Genomic DNA, 19,175 nt, shown 5'->3' with positions numbered 1-19,175 from the left:
TGGCGGGCACTTCTTTCGTTCCTTCGCTAGGATGATGACTAGTCCACTAGTCATCGCACTAGTCATCGCACTGTGCGTTCCAATGTACGTCGTCACATAGATAGAGAGACCGATGCCAAGCAGGGTTGACGCGCTGAAGAGGGCGAAGGATCTCGTCGCCGCCCTTGAGGCGATGGAGGAGTACCAGGACCCTCAGGAATGGTTCACGTTCCACGAGGAGACCACGGACCTGATCTCCAGGCGAGGGAAGGGACGCGAGCAGCTCGCCTACTCCGTACCAGAGGAACTCGCACTGAGGGAGCGAGTCGCCCTTTACTGTGTGGAGAACGAGAACCCGGGAGCTGGCAACCTCGTCGCAGCTGTGCTCGACTCGTTCCTCCGGTCCCACGGCTACCCGCCCCCGGGCAAGGCGAAGAAGAGCTAGGCTCCGACACCTTCTGGACGGGCGAGGCTCAACAGCCTCACCGTGACGATTTCTGCCGAGCTGGTGCTGAGTATCCCCGTGCGGAGGGCACGGCGGGTGGATCGTCTTAGGCCCCACGCCCTCCGCCAGTGTTCTGCCGTCCCGTCATATGCGTCAGACTGCGGGCGAAGGAGGTGGGGCCAACGCGGCTGAACTGGTCGGTGGAGATGATTCGGATCCGGGTCTCAACGGCGTCGGGCCGTGGCAGTATGGACCGCCTATCCGATCACACTGGCGCTCGTTCCGCCGCGGCATGTGCAGGACACACCGTTCCGGCGCCGTACGCAGAGGGTGCTCACCTCGTGGCCGGTGGAGGGCCTGGGCTTCTGGCAAGCCGATCAGCGGGGTGAGCAGGGCGGTCCGCGAGAGAATCAGTTAGCGCCGGGCACAGGACTGCGCCGGAGCACCTCCGTGCCCTCGGGTTCATTGGTCTGTGCTGACGCCGTGTTCGTTATCGCCTCTCCTAACTCCGACAAGACAGCAGAAACTTCGTTGACCGCGCAGATGGTGTGGTGGGGGCAGGGACCCCTCGCCCGAAGGCGTCGTAGTCGGAGCGGTGAGGTGGGCGTCGAGGGCGGCGCACAGGACGTGCACGGCGACCAGTTGGCACTCCTGGACGGTGGCGACCTGCTCGGCGTCGACGCTCACCGCCTTGTCGGATAAGTCGGTGAGCGGGTTCGAGGCCGGTCCGTTCAAGGACCGGACGATCAGGCCGAGTTCGCGGCCCGCGCGGGCGGCGGCGAGCACGTTGGGGCTGGTGCCGGAGGTGGACAGGAGCAGCAGGACGTCGCCGGGCCGGCCGTGCGCGCGGACCTGCCAGGCGAAGAGCTCGTCGGCGCCGTAGTCGTTGGCGACGGCGGTTACCGAGGAGGAGCCGGCGTGCAGCGCGATGGCCGAGAGCAGCTCCCGCTCGGTGCGGTAGCGGCCTACGAGCTCGGAGGTCAGGTGCTGAGTCTCGGCTGCGCTGCCGCCGTTGCCCGCGGCCAGGAGCCGTCCGCCCGCGGGCAGCCGTTCGGCGAGGTGGTGGCCCCATGCCTGGAGACGGTCGGTGGTGAGCAGGGGTAACGCGGTGGCGAGCGCTTGGATGTACGCGCGGCCCGACAGGGGCACGGTCAACACCCTCGGAGAACAGGGCGGGACGGATTGGGCGCCTCTGGTGCTGGCGGCCAGCCGCCAGCACCAGAGGGGTCAGACGGGTGCGGGCCGGTGGCGGGCGAACAGCGGGCCGTACACAGCGAGGGCTTGATCGCGCTCGAGGAGCGGGTAGTCCAGGAGCGCCTCGATGATCCGGTGTTCGGTGAGGAGGTGTTCGGTCTGCTGCAGGAGGATGGTGTCGCCGAGTTCGGTGAGGTGCACGTCGTCGCTCCACACCCCGCCAGTGGCGTCGTCGGCGGGCAGGTGGCGCGCGGCCGCGGTGAACGGGGCCCACACGTCCAGGAACAGCGCGCCATGCGCGGCGGCCGCTGTGCGGGCGGCCTCGTTGTAGCGGGCGAGCTCGGTGTTCATCGCCGCGACGGTCTCCGGGTCCTCGACGGGCCCGAATGGCGTTTCGCCGATGACGATGACCTGGCGGGTGTAGCCGGTCAGCTGTTCCAGCATGGTGTTCATGTGCCGGGTGTACTCGCCGAGGTCGATGGCCTCGGACAGGCGGTTCTGGAAGCGACGCCAGACATCGTTGATGCCGCAGCCGAGGAAGACCAGGTCGTAGTCGACTCCGGTGGTGGCCCGATCGGCCTCGACGATCCCGGCGACGTCCCGGCTGGTGGCGCCGCCCTCGCCGTGGTTGCGCATTTCGAAGGCGACGTGCGCTCGGGCGGCGCGCAGCGACAGCGTGAGCCGGTGCACCCATCCGCGTCGGTGCCAGCCTTCGACGGTGACCTTGGAGCCGACCTCGGGCAGGTCGGCCTGGGTGGTCATCTGTGCGTTGAAAGCCTCGAGGTGCTCCATGATCGACGTGCCGAAGAAGCCGATCGTCAGAGTGCGCCGGTCTTCGTGCGCTGTTGTGGGGACGCCGTCGAAGTGGCGGCGCACGCTCGCCGGGACGCCGGCGGCGACGGTGTCGGGGGCGATGCTGTGGGAGACGACCGCGTTCGCCCCGACCCGCGTGTTGGCTCCGATGCGGACTCCGGCGGTGACGGTGACCTTGTTGGAGAGGATCGCGCCGGGCTCGACGATGATCGGCGCGGCCTCGAAGCCGGACGCCCACAGCACGAGCTTGCTGGTGGGCACGTTCGCAGGGGTGCGGGGGCGGTGGTTGTGGTCGTGGAGGTCGACCATGTTGGACAGGGCGCAGCCGTCGCCGAGGCGGATGCCTGCCATGGCGGAGATGAAGGTGTGCTCTCCTATGGCAACGTCGTTGCCGATGGCGACGGTGGCGCCGCGGTGGACCTGGATGGTGGAGCCGCGGCGGATGGAGACCCGGTCGCCGATCGTCAGGTGCGCGCCGGGGTCGATCTCGATCATGAGGTCGTCGGGCAGCTTGCAGCCGGCGCCGAGGGTGAGCGCCGTCCCGTGATTGGCGCGCAGCCGGTCGGCGACGGCTTGGGTGGGTGTGCTGGTCATCGCGTCGGTTCCTGTTCGAGGGATACGGATGGTGGCCAGGGCCGGACCATGCACGGTGGGATAGGACCCCGCGTTCAGGTGCTCAGGACTACTCGGAGGCGAGGGTGCCCGGGTAGGGGCGCCCCTCCAGGTAGGTCTGTATGTTCGCCGCGATGCCGGCGATGCGGCGCGGTCCCCATGAGGCGACGTCGGCATTGACCGGTGCTGCGCTGGTGACGAAGTTGAGGACGAAGACGTCGCGTAGCAGCAGGTAGGGCTCCAGGAGCCTGCCGGAGTCGGTCGGCAGGGGCCGCACCTGGGCGTAGCCGGCTAGGAAGGCTCGGGCGAACTCCTCGTAGGCGCCCTCTTCCTTCTGTGCGATCCGGTGGACGGACGAGAGCACAGTGGCGATGTCGAGAAGGGGGTGGCCGACGCCGCAGTCATCGAAGTCGATGATGCCGACACGGCCGCCGACCATGGCGATCATGTTCTCTCGGTGCAGGTCGCCGTGGATCCGCCCGCGGTCGTTCGGGTCGCCCTCTTGAAGGGCCGGGGTGATCAGCTCGGCGACCTTGCGGAGCGCGGCGGTGCCTTCGGCGCCCAGCTGTTCCTGGGCGCCCGGATCGGTGAGGGCGTGCCCCTTGAGGAGGATCGTCTCCGCGTCCCAGACCGGCCGGTTGAACTCGGTCAGCGGCACCGTCGCGGCGTGCTCGTGCAGGTGGGCGGTCGCGCGGCCCATCTCCTGCGCCACGCCGGGCTGTTGGTAGGGGGGATCTGCTGTGCCGGGCAGCCAGTGCAGCAGGGCGAGGGTGGACGGCTCGTCGTGGCCGGGGACGTCGACGGGGACCACGTAGTGGCCGCCGGTGGTAGTGACGGGCTCGGGGACAGCGACCGTGCGGGACGCGGCCAGGCTCTCCAGCCACCGCATCTCGCTGCGCTGCTGGTGGGCAGGGCGACCATCGTGGACGGACAGGCGGGCCACGAAGGAACCACGGCCTGGGGGAGTGATGCGCCAGACGGCGTTGTCCTCGTACTGCTGGACCTCCATCCGTACAGCCGCGCCGTCAAGTCCGTAGCGCTCGGTCAGCGCGGCCCGGGTCAGTCGCTCGAGCAGGTCGAGCTGCGCGGCGTGGGGGAGTTGGGAGAACGACGGCACGGGGCACGGGCTCCTTGGCGGTCGGGGTGGGCACGAGCGTAGCGCGGGCCGGCCATGCGGGTCGTGAACTCAGCGAAGAGCGTCACGCAGGGCCTCCTCCATGACAGGTAGCCGGTCCAGCAGCATCAGAGCTGCCTTGTGCCGCACCCGCCCGTAGGCCTCAAGTGGCGCGTCGACGATGTGCGGTCGTTCCACTGGTACCGACAACGGAAAGGCCGAGCAGAGCATGGCTGCACTGCCGACACGAAGCGAGGACAAGAGGTCGTCCGCGGACGCCTTCGGGTTGGCGTCCCGGTAGGCCAGGGTGAGATCGGTGTACCCGGTGAGCCAGCTCTCCGCACTGTTGTCCAGCACGCTCTTGGGGTCACAGCCAAGACGCGCGATCTCCCAGGCGAGGTAGCCGGGTGCGGGCGGTCGGAAGTCCACGATCGCGGCTACCTCGTCGTTCTTGAACAGAACGTTGGGGCCGGCCATGTCGCCGTGCAGGACCTGGACGGTCAGCTGTGGAAGCGAAGCGAGGGCGCGCTCGACGTCCCCCAGGATGGCTCGTCGCTCACGCGCCGCCTGCAGCGCCCACGTCTCGAACTCCCCGAGCCTGGGCATGTGCCGGTACGCATGAATCAGGCGCTCGAAGCGGTCCCGTGAGGCGGCCACGTCGCACACCGCGGCACCAGGTTCCAGGGTGGGTGCGGCGGCGGGGTGAGCGGCGAGCCGGCTGTGGAGGCGGCCCATCGCTGTGCCGACGGCTGCCCACCGTGCACCCCTCAGGCCGCCTTCGGCGGTCGCGGTGTGCGGAATGTACGACCACAGGGACATCGGCAGGCGGCCGTGGGTCTGGAGGAGTTCGTGTTCGCGCGTGCGGGTTGCTCGCGCGGTCGCGACTCCTCCGTCGGCGGCGTACTCGGACAGTTCGACCGACGCTCGCTCCAGATCCAAGTGTTCTCGAGTGCGGTAGACCTTGGCGAAGTGCCGCTGGCCCGCCTGGTCCACGATGGCGTAGTTGTCCGTCGCGGTGCCCTGGGGGATTCGCGTTATTTCTGCCGGGTGCAGTCCGTACGCGAGCACCAGCGTGTCGGCGACCGTCATGATCTGCTCCTGCGCGTCGGCGGAGGTCACGGTGCTGCCACCGGAGGCTGTGAGGAGTCGGACGCGAGCCGGATGGTCATCCACGGAACCGCTTCGTCGCGGAAGCTGAATCCGACGGGGTCGGTGCCAGTGCGGTCGTCGAGGCTGAAGGCGGTCACCATGATCATGTCGGAGCCTTCGGCGACGGAGACGAGCTGGCTTCCGCAGCGTGGGCAGAATCCGCGGCACAAGGTGGGCCAACTCGCGTACCAAGTGGGCTCTCCGCCCGGCCCGACCCACCGCAAGCTCTCCTTGGGGAACCCGACCCACAGGACTGCAGGTCCTCCCGAGATCCGCGTCTCGTGGCGGCATGCGCACAGGTGCGGATCGTCCGGATCACCGGTCACCTCGTACTTGGTGTGGCCGCACACGCAGCTGCCGGTCCGCTTCTTGGGCTCCAGGGCAGCCGTGACGGGGGCAGGCCCCTCCGCGGTGCGGCCGGGTGTGGAAGGCGCGGCGACAGGCTTGGTGGGGCTGCCGGAGCCGGGCTGGTGAGATGCGGTGGACATGGTCTCCTCGTCGAAGCGCACAGCGATAGTGGACAGATGATGAGCGGGCGGCAGGTGGTCGGGTCGATCAGGACGCGGGCACGGGGGTGCCACCCCCACACCTCCGGCGATGAAACGGCGGTCTGGAAGTTCAGCGCAGCGTGCTCGTGCGCGCTGCGCATCCGCTGTCTGTCGTTCTGCTCGGCTGCCACGGCGAACACCGGCTCGCGAACCGCTGGTTCCACGCGTCACACCCCTTCCGGCACAGCGTCGGTCTCACGCTGTGCAACGGCGCCTTCCCGCTGGGCGTCACGTCCGGGCCACCGGATCACCAGGCGGCAGTGCTCCTTGTCCAGGATGTCGCCTGGGGGCACCTGATCGTCGGGCGTGCCGGCCGGATGGACCGTCAGAATCAGATCGATGTGCTGGCGGTTGTCCTCGGCGTGCACGTGACGGTCCCAGGCCCGGACCGTGGCCGCCAGGTGCTCAGCGAGCTGCGGCGGGCCGCGCCGGGTGCATCGGGGCCGCAAGATCGCCGACGGACAACGCTCCGTCAACTCGGCTAATTGATTGCGCCTCCCTCGTTCGGGTTGTGGCAGTACCCGCGCCCGACCCGGCACCGCCACCACCTGCCAGCAGGGGACCGGCCGACCAAGCCGACACCGCGGCGCCCTGCCGCGTGAATCGGCGGACCGAGGCGGTGAACGCGGTAGCCGACACCGGCTTTTCGTGGCGAGGGTGACCAGTTCGGCATCGCACAGGCGGGGGCGTAGGGCCGACCGGCGGGCGACGCGGCACCGGGTAGGGATGCTCGTCGCATAGAGTGCGGGCGCGCGGGTGTTCACGTGGTTCGCCGTAAGGCGATCTTGGACGCCTTCGTTCTCGTCTCCGCAGGCATCCCTCGGGCAGCACCACCAGGAGGAACAGTGTCATCCCCGCAAGTGATCACCCCCGCGGACAAGCTCGCCGAGGCGAAGAAACAGCCGAACTTCCCGCGTATCGTCGCGATCTGCGGCTCCACCCGTTTCATGGCCGAGATGGCCGAGGCCGATCTGCGGGAGACCAAGGCCGGGAGGATCGTCGTCAAGCCGGGCTGCGACCTGAAGTCGCCGCACGAGCTCTGGTCCGATCCTGTCGAGGCCGAAGCGCTGAAGATTCGGCTCGACGAGCTGCACCGGTCGAAGATCCTTCTCGCTGATGAGGTGCTCGTGGTCGGTGACTACATCGGAGACAGCACCCGGTCCGAGATCGCCTACGCCCGGTCGCTGGGCAGGCCCGTGCGGTTCACGCACCCCGAAGTCGACCCCGACGCCTGAGGGCTCGCCCCCGCACCCTCCGCCGGCATCGCGTTGGAGTTGATCGTCTGGCGGGTGACGTGGTGGTGAGAGCGGGCTCAAGGAGCTGCGGAGCGCATCGCGGCCGTGATGGCGGCGGCGAGCGGCTGCTGGTGGTTCATCAGGTAGAAGTGCCCGCCCTCGTACCTCTCGAGTCCGCAGAAGTGCGTCGTGAACGCTCGCCAGGCGTGCAGACGGTCCTCGCCGATCAGCTTGTCGCGGCGGCCTGCGAATACCGAGAGCGGCACGGGCAGCGGCTCGGGGTTGCGGGGAGGAGCCCAGGTGTCCAGGAGTTTGAAGTCGCTGCGGAATATCGGGGCGAACTTGTGCCAGACGTCGTCGTTGTCGAGGAGCTGCGGTGGGCTGCCGCCGCCGCTCCGCAGCCACGCGCGCAGTTCGTCGTCGGCCATCAGGTGAGGACGGCTGTCGGCGTCGCCTCGCGGGGCGCCGTAGGCGGACACCCCCAGCCAGGTGGGGAGCGGTTCCCCTTGGCGAAGGAGTCGGCGAGTGAGCTGGTAGGCGATCAGTGCGCCCATGCTGTGGCCGAAGAACCCGAAGGGCCTATCGAGCAGTAGTGCGATAGCCGTGTGGAAGTAGTCGACCAGCCGGTCGCAGTCGTCGATCAGTGGCAGGGCCTGCAGGTGGCCTCGGCCGGGGGCCTCCAGGAGGCACAGTTCCCAGTCCTCGGGGAGGTGCTCTGTCCAGCCGCGGAAGAGCAGGTGTGAGCCGCCGGCGTGGTGGAGCAGGAACAGACGCGCCGCTGGGTCGCTCAGCGGCCTGGGCCGGATGAGCGGGGAAGCCGGCGTCTCGTTGGTGAGCTTCGAGGTGAGGAAGGCGTGCAGCTCCGTGAGCGTGGTGGCGCCGCTGGCGGCCACGGTGTTCTCCGGGACGCCGTACGCATTCTCCACGCGGGTTGAGATCTCGAGCATCAGCAGCGAGTCGATGTCGAGCTCGTGGGAGAAGTGCGCCTCGTCGGTGACCTCCTCGGGCTCGGTCTCCAGTACGCCGGCTATCAGGGCGCGGAGATCCTCGATGTTCACGGTCGCCGTGGTCATGGGTGTTTTCCTCGTTCCTGGGTGGATGGGCGAGTGGCCGGCGACGGGGTCAGCAGCAGGGCGGCCGTTGCGTCGTGGCGAGGGCCTCCGGCCGTGGCGAGGACGTTCCCGCTGGCGCCGCCCTCCAGATGGGCAGCGGCGGCAGCGCACTGCAGGACGCCGAGCGCCCCGGACAGCGGGCCCAGCTGGGATTCCAGGTCGATCCGGCGAGTGGCTGCGAGCAGATGGCCCGCCCCGGCGCCCGCCTCGTCCACGAGCCACAGTCCGACGGATTCCTCCTCCGCCACACCGGCGGAGGCCAGCGCCGCGGCGAGGTTCCGGGCCCGTGCGTACCCGGTGATCGTGGCGCGGGGCCGTGCGCCACGGGACGCGGCTGCGTCCGCGGGTTCGAGTACGACCGCGACCGCCGCGTCGGTGGACTGCTCGCCGAGGACCTTCGTCACCACGTCGTTGGCTGGTTCGACGCCGACGACGACGGCTGCTTCGGCGCGCCCGGCCAGGATGAGGTTGCGGGCCCAGGCAAGGGCGTCCAGACCGCTGGTGACGCCGTTGCAGACGGTGAGGTTGGGGCCGCGCAGCCGGTAGCGGATGGCCACCCAGCCGGCGATGACATTGCTTGAGGTCTGGGGCAGGCCCAGGGGGCTGAGGCCCATGACGCCTGCTGTGGCGATGGTGTCGGTGGCGTCGCAGACGCTGTCCGCGTTGCCCAGGTTGGTGCTGACCACGACGGCGGTCGAGTCAGCGGCGCCCATGAACGTGGCGTCGGCGTCGGTCAGACCCGCGTCGTGGAGGCCGAACTCGGCGGCGCGCAGGGCGAGCCGGGACGCGCGGTCCTTGTGGCGCAGCTCGCGTCCGCTGAGTCCGGTGGCCGGGTCGAAGCCGCCCTCGCCGGGCAGGGGTCCGAGGAGGTCGCCATACTTCGCGACACCTGGGAGCGCCAGTCCGATGCCCGTGACGACGACCTCCCGGGCGCTCGGGTTACTCATCCGTGCGGTGCTCGTCGCGTTCATCGGGCTGCCTCCACGATCGCGACGGCGTTGATGCCCCCGAAGCCGAACGCGTTGATCTGAGCGATGGTCAGGTCGCTGGCGGCGGGGGCGCCCTGCACCAGGCCCAGTCCTGCGGCCTCGGGGATCGGGTCGGTGAGTCCCAGGACGGGGGGTACGGTCCCTGCCTTCATGGCGAGCACCGCCATCAGGAGGCTGAGGAGTCCCGAGCCGCCCAGGGTGTGGCCGGTCATCGCCTTGATGGCGGTCATCCGCGGACCGGGTCCGGCGTCCTGGAAGATGTGGCGCAGGACGCTCGACTCTGTCTGGTCGTTGCGGGGGGTGCCGCTGCCGTGCAGCATCACCAGGTCGATGTCGCGGGCCCGTACCCCTGCTCTGTTGTAGGCGTCCTGGACCGCGCGGGTGATGCCGTCGGGGTCGGGCGCGGTGGCGTGGTGGGCGTCGCAGTTCATGGACACACCGCGCACCCGGGCGTGCACGGGTCCGTTCCCGGTGCCGGCGCGCTGGACGACGATGGCTGCCGCGCCCTCTCCCATCAGCATGCCCTTGTGGGTGGTGTCGAAGGGGCGCAGCGCGTCGGGGATGTCGTTCTGTACCCGGTCGAGCGTGCCGAAGCCGCTTTCGGTTGCGGCGTCGGTGCCGGCGACGACGACGGTGTGGGCCATGCCGAGGTCGATCAAGTCGGTGGCCAGGCCGAGCGCGTACAGCGTGGCTGAGCAGGCGTTGGCGAAGGTGTACGTGGTGGACGCCCCGAAGGCCGCCTTCAGGGCGGTGCCGAAGTACAGGTCTTCGAGGGCGACTTCCGCGTCGTCGCGCCACCACAGTTCGAGGCTGCGCTGCTCGCGCATGGTGGTCCCGACGAGTACGGGTGTCTGTGACAGGTCCTCGCTCAGGCCCGCGTCGGCGAGGGCCTGGCGGACGACGGTGGTGAGCCAGCGGGTGGCGCGCTGCGGGATGTCGCCGCCGCCCTTGGGCCGGTCGTCGATCTCGTAGGCGTAGGCGGCCCTGTACTTGTCGGGGTCGAACGCCTGCAGGGGCTTGCGGCTCTCCTGGCCCGCGCACAGTGCGGCGAATATCTCCCGGGGGCTGGCGCCGATGTTGGCGACGGCGGCCATGCCCGTGATGTCCCAGGTCACGGTCGGGTGGCCGCCTTCCTCAGCTCGAAGGCGGCCAGCTTGCCGGTCGACGTGGTCGGGAGCTCGGCGAGGAACTCCAGACGGGCGGGCCGCTTGTAGGCGGCGAGGCCGCCACGGATCGCGGCGGTCACCGCGCGCCGCACCACGGCCTGGTTGGATCCCGGCCGGGCCACCAGGTACGCCACGGCCTGCTCCAGGCCGTCGGCGTCGCGGCCGCCGACCACCACGCAGTCCTGGACCCCTTCCACGCCGCGGATGACGCTCTCGATCTCACTGGGCACGACCTTGTAGCCGCCCAGGTTGAGCAGGTCATCGGCGCGGCAGAGATGGGTGAACGTGCCGTCCGGCGCGCGGCGCACCACGTCGCCGGTGTAGGCGCCGCCGTCGGCGAAGGTGACCGCTGCGGCTTCCGGCCGGCCGATGTAGCCGAGGGCGACGGTTGGGCCGGCGATGTGCAGCCGGCCCTCTTCTCCGTCGGCGACGGGCGTGCCGTCCATAGTGCGGACGGTCGCGGTGATCCCGGGCACCGGGACACCGAAGGTCCCCGGACGGTCTTTCCCCGGCGGCGTGCCGACGACGATGTAGAGGACCTCGGTGGCGCCGAGGCCGTTGAGGAGCTCGGCTTGGAAGGCGGTGCGGATCCGCTCGCTGAGCGGACCGGGCAGGTTCTCGCCCGCCGCCACGCACAGCCGCACGGAGTCGGGGGCGAGCGCCAGCCCAGCGTTCAGCAGCGCTGCGTACAGCCGTGGGACGGAGAACAGCACGGTGGGCCGGTGGTGCTGCATCGCGGCGGCGAGGGAATGGACGTCGACCGTGCCGCGGATGAGCGCGACGCGGGAGCCGGCCGCCAGGGGGCACAGGACGGAGCTGCCGAATCCGTAGCCGAAGGACATCCGGGCGCTGGACAGCACGGTGTCCTCGGGAGTCAGCGCCAGGACCGTGCCGATGCCGTCGGCCATGGCCGCGATCGCACCCGCCGAGTGCCGCACCCCCTTGGGCATGCCGGTGCTTCCGGAGGTGTACTGCACGAGCGCCTCACGCCCCGCACTCCACGCGGCCGCGGGACCGGCCTCCTCCGGGCGCCGTGCGGGGTCGGCCTCGGCCGTCGCCAGGCCGGCGCGGACGTCCGCGCCGGCGAACCGGGGTGTCGTCGCGAACAGCTCCTCCAGGGCGCGCTGCCGCGCGGGAGCTGCTGCGTCCAGATGCGCCACCGCGGCGGCGCAGTCTGCGGCGACGTAGCGGACTTCGTCGTCCGTGAGCACCGGGCTGATCACCACGGGGACACAGCCGTGCCACCACAGGCCCAGGACGGCGACCACGGTCGCCACGGAATCGTCGGCGACCAGGAGGCCGCGGGCGCCATCAGGCACGCCCGCTGCCCGCAGGGCACCCGCGTACCCGCGTGCTGCCTCCAGGAGGCCCGCGTAGGTGATCTCCCCGGCCTCGGGGTCGAGGTAGCTGGCCCTTTCGCCCCGGCCGGCTAAGACATGACGGGCCACCAGGAGGTCGATCAGGTCGACACCCTGGGGGCTTGTCGCCCGCCCGCCGAGCACGGCCACCGCGGCGTCCAGGCTGGTGAGGGCTGCCGCCTCCTGGGCGGACAGGGCTCCAAACTCGCGCTCGATCGCGACCACGATCTCGGCCTTCTCCAAGGAGCTCATGCCGAGTTCCTCGTAGAACAGGGCACCGGACTCGATGGCTGCCTCTTCCACCTCAAGGACAGACGCCACGATCTCTCGCAGCCTGTCGGGCACTATGTCCATGGGTTCCACCGGCGAGAGTCCTTTCCGAATCTTCGAAGCCGAGAAGCGGGATCTGGGTGGACAGAGAGGATGGGAGGCCTGCACCCGCGGCTGCTCCGTTCGCCGAACCCCCGATTCGATCCGGCCGGGGAAGCGGGAACGGGGTGCGATCCTGCAGCCCTCAACGGGTGTGCTCAGGAACCCAGGCCCACCTCACAGGGGAACAGGACAGAAACGCCCTGGGGCTCCTCCGTGAAGATGACCCTCTTGGAAAGCGCGGACATGAAGCCGAGCTCGAAGATGGTGCCTTTCCCGACGCGACCGCCGGGGTTGCATACGACAACAGCGTCGGCCTGCCGGAACGCGTCCATGTGCACGTACTTGTGCCGCCACGTGTCGCGTTCGTTCTTCAGCAGGTCCTGGTAGTCGAAGAGGATGAAGTCGGTGCCCTCGGTTTCCGGCTTGATCCTGGTGCTGCGAGGGCTGAGCACCACGGTGCCGCTCTCGCGCAGTCGGGCGATGGTGTCCTCGATGTACCCCAGGGAATTCTGGAAGCTGCCGCAGACAACTGCCGTCCGAAACTCCCGCCGGGTCAGACCTTCCATCATGTCGTTCGAACCGCACGCGGCCATGCCCGTGTCCAGGTAGAACCGCTCCAGCTCGGCCCCTACGATGTTGAAGTAGAGGCCGGTGTCGACGTAGACGCTGTTGACCAGCGCGGCCGCCTCGGGCTGCGGGAGCTGCTGGAAGACCCCCGTGGCGTGCACTCGCGTGCTCTTGTTGTCAACTACCTCGTTGAACTCCTTGAGCCCCGCGCAGAACTCGCCGACGCTGTCCGCCAGCGCCTCGCCGGCGAGGCCGGCTCCGAACGGGAGCCGCTCCCTTTTGAGTAGGCCCAGCTCGCCGCCCTGGAAGCGGTACACGCTGACGTGTTCCGAGTCGAAGTGGACCATGACCCTGCCTTCTGTCACCACTGTGCTGTTCTCCTTCTGCACGATCCGGCACGTTGGGAGCCCTCGGCCTTGGGGGTATCACCGCGAGGTGCGCTGCGAAGGGCGTCACGGCTAATCACCTTCTCCACGCAGAGCGCTGAGGTATTTTTCGGCGAATTCCTCCTTTCTCGCCCCGTTGTATTGCGTGATGAAGCGCGGATGCTCCAAGGGCACGATCTTTTGGAAAAAGCGCTGGCCCTCGTTCACCTTCGAGAGGAACGAGAAGTTCTCGCCGCTGCCGATGCAGTAGCACACCGAGGCGTCGATTCCGAATGCCAGCTGGCGCTCCAGGGCTATCACGAGGAAAGAGTGCAGGAGTTCCAGCAGCTTCTTGTTTTCATAGTAGTTGCAATTTACCTCTCTTCCCTGAGGGTTTGTTCTCACCAGGCCGAGAGGGCAGACAAAGCTCATGACGAAGTCGGCATAGAATCTTGTCCGGCCCCCGTAGCGCCTGATGACGTCGTGCAGGAATCCGGCGGAGGGCCGGCTCACCGCATAGCCGTCGACATCGACTCCCGTTTCGCTTTCGAGGAGCTTGGCATCCTCGAACGGGACCCCGGTCACAGCCGTGCCGCGTCGGGCGGGCGAGCTCCCCAGCACCAGACGGCGCGGCCTGTCGTCGTCGTAGTACTTGTGGTAGAACGCAGTCGTCACCTCGTGGACGCGCTCCTTCTGGGGGCCGCTGAACGGGTTGATGACCGCGAATCCGGGCGGTAGTTCAAGTGTCGTCTGCGCGAGTTCCTCGTTGAACTGCAGGATCCGATCGGCAACGCTCGTTCGCCCGTTCATTGCAGAGTCCTTCCTTCACGCTGGTCACTCCAGACCGACCGGTCGCCAGCCTTCCCGCGGAACTGGTGGGACGTCGCGACCGTGGCCCGGCCGGAGGGCGGTCGCAATGTTAGGCAGCGACCGCCGATAGGTAAATCTCGGTACTTGTTGGGAACATTCGGACATCTTTGAATCCGGCGCCGCCGAGCTCCGCACCAATCAGATTGGCGGTGTCCATCCCCCGATAGAGGTCGACGAATTCAGTGCCAGGGATGATCAGTCCCGGCACGACGCAGCCCTGCTGAGCATACAGAAATCCGTTGGCCACGGAGACGATAATCGCGGCACCGGGCCTCAGTACTCTGTGCGCCTCTGAAGCTGCTGCGGACGTGTCGAAGAATGACGAGTTGTACGTCCTCAATGAGACATACAGATCAAAACTGTTCTCCGGTAGAGCGGACAGGTCTTCGGCGCTGGAGACGACAGTTCTCGATGAGGGAATGCGTCCGCTTATGCTTGCAAGCCCGCTTTCGGCGATGTCGGCAAAGGTGATCTGCGGGCAGTCTGAAAACAAGGCTGCTGCTTCGTGGCCGGAGCCCACGCCGACGTTGAGGATGTTGACGGCGGACAGAGACCGTGTGGACGACTCCCTGTAGACCGACATGAAGTCGTCGGCCCACCTCACGTTGGCGGCACGAGCGTCGTACGCGTAGTCATAGGTGCCATACTTCGCGTCGAACGCTTCGGCCAGTGCGTCGCCTACGGCGCGATCAGCCTCTTGGTACCCGATCCCGTACCTCGTGCAGATGAGAGAGGCGAGCGCAACCCTCCCCCTGTTCGCGTTGACATCACTCCTGGACAGCGCGAACCCCATCGACCTCAGCCCAGTGGACACGGCTTCGCTGATGCGATGCGTGGAGTAGTGGGGGTTGCACTCGATGCTTTGCTCGCTCGCCGCGTAGAGGTCTCGGTTCTGCTCCAGGATTTCGCGCTGCAAATCGTCGGGGAAGCGATGTACATGGCCTCGTGCGGTGACGGGATCGTCGTCGAGGTAACTCGTCAGCGCGGGATCTGGCAGACCGACATAGACCCTGTCGATGCGCACGTCCTTCAAGAGCTCGGCGAGCTCAAATGAGCAGTCCGCTGACAGGGTGTTGATCGTCAGATATGCGCTGTGTGCGCTGGGTGTTCCGAGTTCTTGAATCTTGCTCCGCAGGGTGCGATACCAGGATGCGCCGCGCGCTTCGCCCTCGAAGGCGGAGCAAATCAACTCGTTGTGTCCGGAAACGAGCGCAACGCCGACTCGCCGATCTGGGTATGGCGCCCTTTGTGCGACGCGAATGGCGTAGTTCATCCAGTAGGTACTGTTCGGACTCATATGGGCCTCTGTTGTCCCCCGGCGGCACTGTTCCACCCGTCGTGCGGTCTCCTGCGCAGGCGGGATTGGCCTGGCAGGGTCGTGCCGGGGCCGGGGTGCCGTTGGTCAGTGGCTGGTCTCGGACAGATGCGGCGCCGCGCCATGTGTGAAGACGGTCTCGAGGCGGTCGCGCAGGCCTGTGTTGCGTACGAGGTTCAGTGCCTGGGGGAAGTCCTGGGTGACCGCGGCGAGATGGGCCTGGTGCTGGTGCAGGTGATCGGCCAGCACGGTGTGGGCGGTCCCGGTGGCCGTGGGCAGGGCGCGGGCGGCGTAGATCATGGTCAGGGGGAAGGCGAAGCAGGCGTGGAGGAAGCCGAAGGCGGGCCGGTGGGTGCCTCGCCAGGGTGAGAAGAAGGACTGGTCGCTGGGGATCGTCAGGTCGAGCGCGGCGAGGGCGTCGTTGAGCCAGTTGTGCGCGGCCTCGTGGACCAGTTCGCGTCCCAGGACGGCGGGGTCGCCGAGGTGGTCGGTGAAGAGCGTGGCGGGCAGGTTCGTGATGCTGAAGTTGCGCATGAGCTGCTCGGGGCGCCGCTGCCCGGTCAGGCAGACTACTGCGGCGTGGGCGGCGACCAGCGGTCCCAGCCCGGTCTCGTCGACGTGGGCGAAGGCCCTGGCGACCAGAACGCCCAGGGCTTCGGGGGCGGGGCGGGAGCGGGGCCCGAGAACGTAGTACGGCGTCTCCGAGCGCGGCGAGCGGACCATGTCGTCAGCCGGCGGAGCGATGACGATGCGTGGCCCGACGACGGTGGACCTGGTCAGGTGGGTGCAGCCGTGGGAGAAGCCGGAGCGGTGCCAGGCAAGTGCGTCGGCGTCGCGGCGTTGCGCCGCGTCGTGACCGCCTTCCAGGAAGTGGTGCGCGACGGCGTAGTCCACCGCGATCGGGTGCCCCGACGGCGGTGGGTCGTACGGCCTGTTGGGGTCGAGGGCATGGCGGATGGTGGCGGTCCGGCGGGTTTGGTGGTCGGTGATGGCGCTCAGGTCGAGTGCGGTGGTGACGTCGGGCACGGTGTGCATGCTGTGGCCTCTATCTCTTGGGGCCCGGTGCCGGGTGATGGGGCGTCCCGGCACCGGGCTGATCACCGAGGTGCGGGTGGCGTGGGTCAGTGAGCGGTGCTGGCCGCCTCGTCCTTGGCTGCCGGGTCGTTCCAGGCGTCGGAGGAGACGCTCGAGGTGTGGGCGCTCGCGCGGAGGCTGGCGTCGTCGTCCCGCAGCTTCGCCACGGTGGTGAGGAATTCGGTGAACGGGTCGCTGGTGCTCATGGTTCGCTCTCCTGTTCCTGTGGTTGGGTGCGTTCGTCGGTCGGGTCGGGGGATTTCGGGCGGTCCGCGGGTATGGGGTCGCATGCGGTGTCCCTACGTGCGGTCGCTGATGAGCCAGCTGATGAACTTGCGTTCCCGGCCGGTCCGGACGGGTTCGGTGCCGTGGGCGATCTGGGATCCGTAGAACAGGGCGGTCCCGGGGCACGGGGCGACGTCCCAGCGGGTGCGGGGCATGTCGCAGAACCAGGGGGCGGAGCCGTCGGCGCCGTCGCAGGCGAAGGCCATGGGCTGGTGGTAGCCCGCGGCCGCCTCCGTATCGCTCCACAGGGAGGGTGCGGCGGTGGTCTCGACGAAGAACTGTCCGCCGTCGTCGGCGTGCTGGAGGACGACGCTGATGCCGGCGATCTGCCGCGGCCAGGCGGCGGGGTCAGGGGCGATGCCGTCGAGGTGGGGGGTGATGTGCTGGCCGGGGCCGTATTCGACGTACATCCAGGGCCGGCAGGCCGTCACCGACGGCAGTGCCCGTGTGAGGGCGGGCAGGGCCCTGTCGAAGGCGTCGCGCAGCGTTTTCGCCGCGGCCTCGGGCACGTCGTGGATCTCCAGGCGGCCGGCGGGTTCGTAGACGGCCATGGCCTGGGCGCTGGTGTGGCCGGGGATGGTGTGCAGGGTGCTGGTGCGGTCGGTGTCGAAACGGCGGCGGTCGTCGGAGCTCACGAGCGGGTCCATCACGGCGATGAGGTCCTGGAGTTCACCGGGGGTGAGGAAGGCTTCGATGCTGCCGGTGCTCAGGGTTTCGGCGATGTGGATCACGGTGTCTCCCTTCGGCGGGGCGGGCGCTCGGCGCATCCGCAGGGCCCGGTGGGGTTGGTGTGGCGGGCGACGTGGGTGAGGGTGCGGGCGGCCTGGGCCAGGCCGTTGAAGTAGTCGGCCCAGGTTGCGCCGGGGGCGGGGGTGAGGCTGAGTTCGAGGGCGGGGTGGCGGGTGCCGGTGGTGGTGCTGGTCAGGTCGGTGCGGGCGAGGCGGGCGGTGACGGCGGGGGGCAGGTAGCCGTCGGCGTCGGTGAGGGTGCGGCACAGCCGGGCGGCGAGGCGCGCGTATTCGTCGCGGGTGCGAGGCAGCAGGCCCACGCGGTAGACGGCGGAGGCCAGGCCGGTGCCGGTGTGGGGGTGGCCTTGGCAGCTGTCGTAGGTGACCGCGCCCCAGCTGGTGATCACGTTCAGCAGCGGCCAGACGCCCGGTTCGATGCCCTCGCGCCACTGGGGGTGCCGCGGGTCGAGGTCGTCGGCCTCGTGGACGCCCGGCAGGCCGGTGGAGTTGATGTTGCCGTGGGTGCTGGTGCGCAGCCGGGCCGGTTCGCGCGGGGCGTCGGGGTCGTCCCAGCGGGCAAGGAACGCGGGAACGTCGCGCATCTCGTTGGGGATGCGGGGGCGCCAGCGGGCGCGCAGGCATCGGGCGCCGTCCGGGTCGTCGGGGGCGGCGAGGAGGGCGGCGATGCCGTCGATGATGCGTGCGCGGTGGCGGCAGTAGGCATCGTCGCCTCCGGTGCTTTGCCGCATCCGCCACCGGGTCGCCGTGCAGCCCCCGCCGCACGTGGTGTGGTACGGGCAGGTGCGGCAGGTGTCCATCAGCGCTCGCCCTGATGTCAGCAGGGGGTTGCGGTGCTGGGCACCGACGATGTCCTTCTCGGTCGTGGCGGTGGCCAGGGGGAGGAGGTGGGCCTGGGGCCAGTCGAGCTCGTCGCAGGATCCGAGGCGTCCGCCGGGGTAGGTGGTGAAGACGTGGGAGCACTTGCGGTTCGTGAAGTGGCAGTGGGTGGTGTCCAGCCCCCGCAGGCGGCGGATCGCGGCGACGACCGGGTCGAGTTTGATGCGGCGGAAGTGGCCGGTGCTGATCCAGTGGGCGGCGGCGTCGAGGACGAACTGCGCGTACTGGTCCGGGGTGATGGCCCAGGCCGGAGTGCCGGTGGTGAGGGCCTGCTGCTGCAGGCGGCGGCTTGGGCTCGGCCGGGTGCCGACGGGCGCGGTCGGCTCGGTGACCGAGGTGTCGAAGGCGGGCACGAGGTTGATGGCGCGCACCGCGGTGAAGGCAGCAAGGTGGTCGAGGACTGCGGGGGCCCGGCCGAGGACAGCGGAGGTGACGACGGTGATGACGCCACAGGTGCGGCCGCGCTTGCCCAGCAGGTTCAAGGCGGCGGCGACGCGCGGGTAGAGGGGCGTGCCGTCGTAGCCGACGCGCCAGGAGTTGCCGTCCTCGTCGCCGTCGAGGGATATGCCGATGTGCAGGCGCGGATAGTGGGCGTCGAACAGGTCGAGCCACGTGTCGTCCAGGCGGACGGCGTTGGTCTGGAGGTGGACGCGGCGGACGGTGGGCTGGGCGGCGAGCTCATCGAGCAGGGCGGCCATGGCGGGCTTGCCGATGGTCAGCGGTTCGCCGCCGTGCAGCTCGACCGTCAGGGGACGGCTTCCGAAGAGGCGTCCCAGGTGGGTGATCTGCTCCGGCGTGATCGCGGCACCGCCGGGGGCTTCCTTGCGCTTCTCGAAGCAGTACAGGCAGTCGACGTCGCAGGTCTCACCGCGGAGCTTGCAGATCACGGATACCGCCGTGTGCTCGTCGGTGTCCTCCAGCGGCAGCCACACGCTGCCGTCGGCGACGTCGTCGTCGGGGCCGGGTACAGGGCGAGCTGTCGGCACAA

19 protein-coding genes are annotated in these 19,175 nt (G+C 69.1%); 2 read left to right on the top strand and 17 right to left on the bottom strand.

The window, feature by feature from the left end:
* Positions 1-112: 112 nt before the first annotated feature.
* Complete coding sequence (locus tag ACFY1P_RS20605; RefSeq protein ID WP_390751455.1) at positions 113-424, top strand: hypothetical protein; 312 nt, start codon at positions 113-115, stop codon at positions 422-424.
* A gap of 462 nt (positions 425-886) precedes the next feature.
* On the opposite strand, the gene ACFY1P_RS20600 is transcribed toward ACFY1P_RS20605, so the two are convergent.
* The 6 genes from ACFY1P_RS20600 to ACFY1P_RS20575 form a co-directional block, all read right to left on the bottom strand.
* Entirely contained in the window at positions 887-1,582 is a 696-nt protein-coding gene (locus ACFY1P_RS20600) for an SIS domain-containing protein (protein ID WP_390751454.1), read from the bottom strand.
* A 69-nt stretch (positions 1,583-1,651) separates the two neighbouring features.
* On the bottom strand, positions 1,652-3,025 hold the full coding sequence (locus ACFY1P_RS20595) for a GDSL-type esterase/lipase family protein (RefSeq protein WP_390751453.1): 1,374 nt from the start codon (positions 3,023-3,025) through the stop codon (positions 1,652-1,654).
* Between the two features lie 88 nt (positions 3,026-3,113).
* A complete protein-coding gene (locus ACFY1P_RS20590; protein ID WP_390751452.1) occupies positions 3,114-4,160 on the bottom strand; it encodes a phosphotransferase enzyme family protein in 1,047 nt (348 codons plus the stop codon).
* Between the two features lie 69 nt (positions 4,161-4,229).
* Positions 4,230-5,276 carry a phosphotransferase enzyme family protein gene (locus tag ACFY1P_RS20585; RefSeq protein WP_390751451.1) on the bottom strand — a complete coding sequence of 349 codons (1,047 nt, stop codon included), beginning with the start codon at positions 5,274-5,276 and terminating at the stop codon, positions 4,230-4,232.
* Entirely contained in the window at positions 5,273-5,794 is a 522-nt protein-coding gene (locus tag ACFY1P_RS20580) for a GFA family protein (RefSeq protein WP_390751450.1), read from the bottom strand. Before ACFY1P_RS20580 ends, ACFY1P_RS20585 begins: the two co-directional genes overlap by 4 nt.
* A gap of 227 nt (positions 5,795-6,021) precedes the next feature.
* Positions 6,022-6,222, bottom strand: coding sequence for a hypothetical protein (locus tag ACFY1P_RS20575; RefSeq protein ID WP_390751449.1), 201 nt, complete (start codon positions 6,220-6,222; stop codon positions 6,022-6,024).
* Positions 6,223-6,699: 477 nt separating this feature from the next.
* Here ACFY1P_RS20575 and ACFY1P_RS20570 point away from each other — a divergent pair, with 477 nt between their 5' ends.
* A complete protein-coding gene (locus ACFY1P_RS20570; RefSeq protein ID WP_390751448.1) occupies positions 6,700-7,089 on the top strand; it encodes a hypothetical protein in 390 nt (129 codons plus the stop codon).
* A gap of 77 nt (positions 7,090-7,166) precedes the next feature.
* Here the strand turns inward: ACFY1P_RS20570 and ACFY1P_RS20565 are convergent, their stop codons facing one another.
* The 11 genes from ACFY1P_RS20565 to ACFY1P_RS20515 form a co-directional block, all read right to left on the bottom strand.
* On the bottom strand, positions 7,167-8,162 hold the full coding sequence (locus ACFY1P_RS20565; RefSeq protein WP_390751447.1) for an alpha/beta fold hydrolase: 996 nt from the start codon (positions 8,160-8,162) through the stop codon (positions 7,167-7,169).
* The gene (locus tag ACFY1P_RS20560) at positions 8,159-9,172 is read right to left on the bottom strand and encodes a beta-ketoacyl synthase N-terminal-like domain-containing protein (protein WP_390751446.1); all 1,014 of its coding nucleotides are present in this window, start codon (positions 9,170-9,172) and stop codon (positions 8,159-8,161) included. The genes ACFY1P_RS20565 and ACFY1P_RS20560 overlap by 4 nt, the downstream gene beginning before the upstream one ends.
* On the bottom strand, positions 9,169-10,305 hold the full coding sequence (locus ACFY1P_RS20555; RefSeq protein ID WP_390751445.1) for a beta-ketoacyl synthase N-terminal-like domain-containing protein: 1,137 nt from the start codon (positions 10,303-10,305) through the stop codon (positions 9,169-9,171). The genes ACFY1P_RS20560 and ACFY1P_RS20555 overlap by 4 nt, the downstream gene beginning before the upstream one ends.
* Positions 10,302-12,068, bottom strand: coding sequence for an AMP-binding protein (locus ACFY1P_RS20550; RefSeq protein ID WP_390751508.1), 1,767 nt, complete (start codon positions 12,066-12,068; stop codon positions 10,302-10,304). Before ACFY1P_RS20550 ends, ACFY1P_RS20555 begins: the two co-directional genes overlap by 4 nt.
* Positions 12,069-12,241: 173 nt before the next feature.
* The gene (locus tag ACFY1P_RS20545; RefSeq protein WP_390751444.1) at positions 12,242-13,042 is read right to left on the bottom strand and encodes a nucleoside 2-deoxyribosyltransferase; all 801 of its coding nucleotides are present in this window, start codon (positions 13,040-13,042) and stop codon (positions 12,242-12,244) included.
* 69 nt (positions 13,043-13,111) lie between these two features.
* Positions 13,112-13,828, bottom strand: coding sequence for a uracil-DNA glycosylase family protein (locus ACFY1P_RS20540; protein WP_390751443.1), 717 nt, complete (start codon positions 13,826-13,828; stop codon positions 13,112-13,114).
* 109 nt (positions 13,829-13,937) lie between these two features.
* Positions 13,938-15,161 (bottom strand): class I SAM-dependent methyltransferase, encoded by a 1,224-nt coding sequence (locus ACFY1P_RS20535; protein ID WP_390751442.1) that lies wholly within the window; start codon positions 15,159-15,161, stop codon positions 13,938-13,940.
* A 129-nt stretch (positions 15,162-15,290) separates the two neighbouring features.
* Positions 15,291-16,238 (bottom strand): aKG-HExxH-type peptide beta-hydroxylase, encoded by a 948-nt coding sequence (locus tag ACFY1P_RS20530; RefSeq protein ID WP_390751441.1) that lies wholly within the window; start codon positions 16,236-16,238, stop codon positions 15,291-15,293.
* An 86-nt stretch (positions 16,239-16,324) separates the two neighbouring features.
* Positions 16,325-16,483, bottom strand: a complete 159-nt coding sequence (locus tag ACFY1P_RS20525) for a hypothetical protein (protein WP_390751440.1) — start codon at positions 16,481-16,483, stop codon at positions 16,325-16,327.
* Between the two features lie 93 nt (positions 16,484-16,576).
* Positions 16,577-17,293 carry a 2OG-Fe(II) oxygenase gene (locus ACFY1P_RS20520; protein WP_390751439.1) on the bottom strand — a complete coding sequence of 239 codons (717 nt, stop codon included), beginning with the start codon at positions 17,291-17,293 and terminating at the stop codon, positions 16,577-16,579.
* Positions 17,290-19,173, bottom strand: a complete 1,884-nt coding sequence (locus ACFY1P_RS20515; protein ID WP_390751438.1) for a radical SAM protein — start codon at positions 19,171-19,173, stop codon at positions 17,290-17,292. Before ACFY1P_RS20515 ends, ACFY1P_RS20520 begins: the two co-directional genes overlap by 4 nt.
* Positions 19,174-19,175 lie beyond the last annotated feature (2 nt).

This window comes from Streptomyces sp. NPDC001407 (assembly GCF_042895325.1).
Lineage (GTDB): Bacteria > Actinomycetota > Actinomycetes > Streptomycetales > Streptomycetaceae > Streptomyces.
Note: the sequence above shows the minus strand (reverse complement) of the source record. Positions and strands in the feature narration are given on the sequence as shown.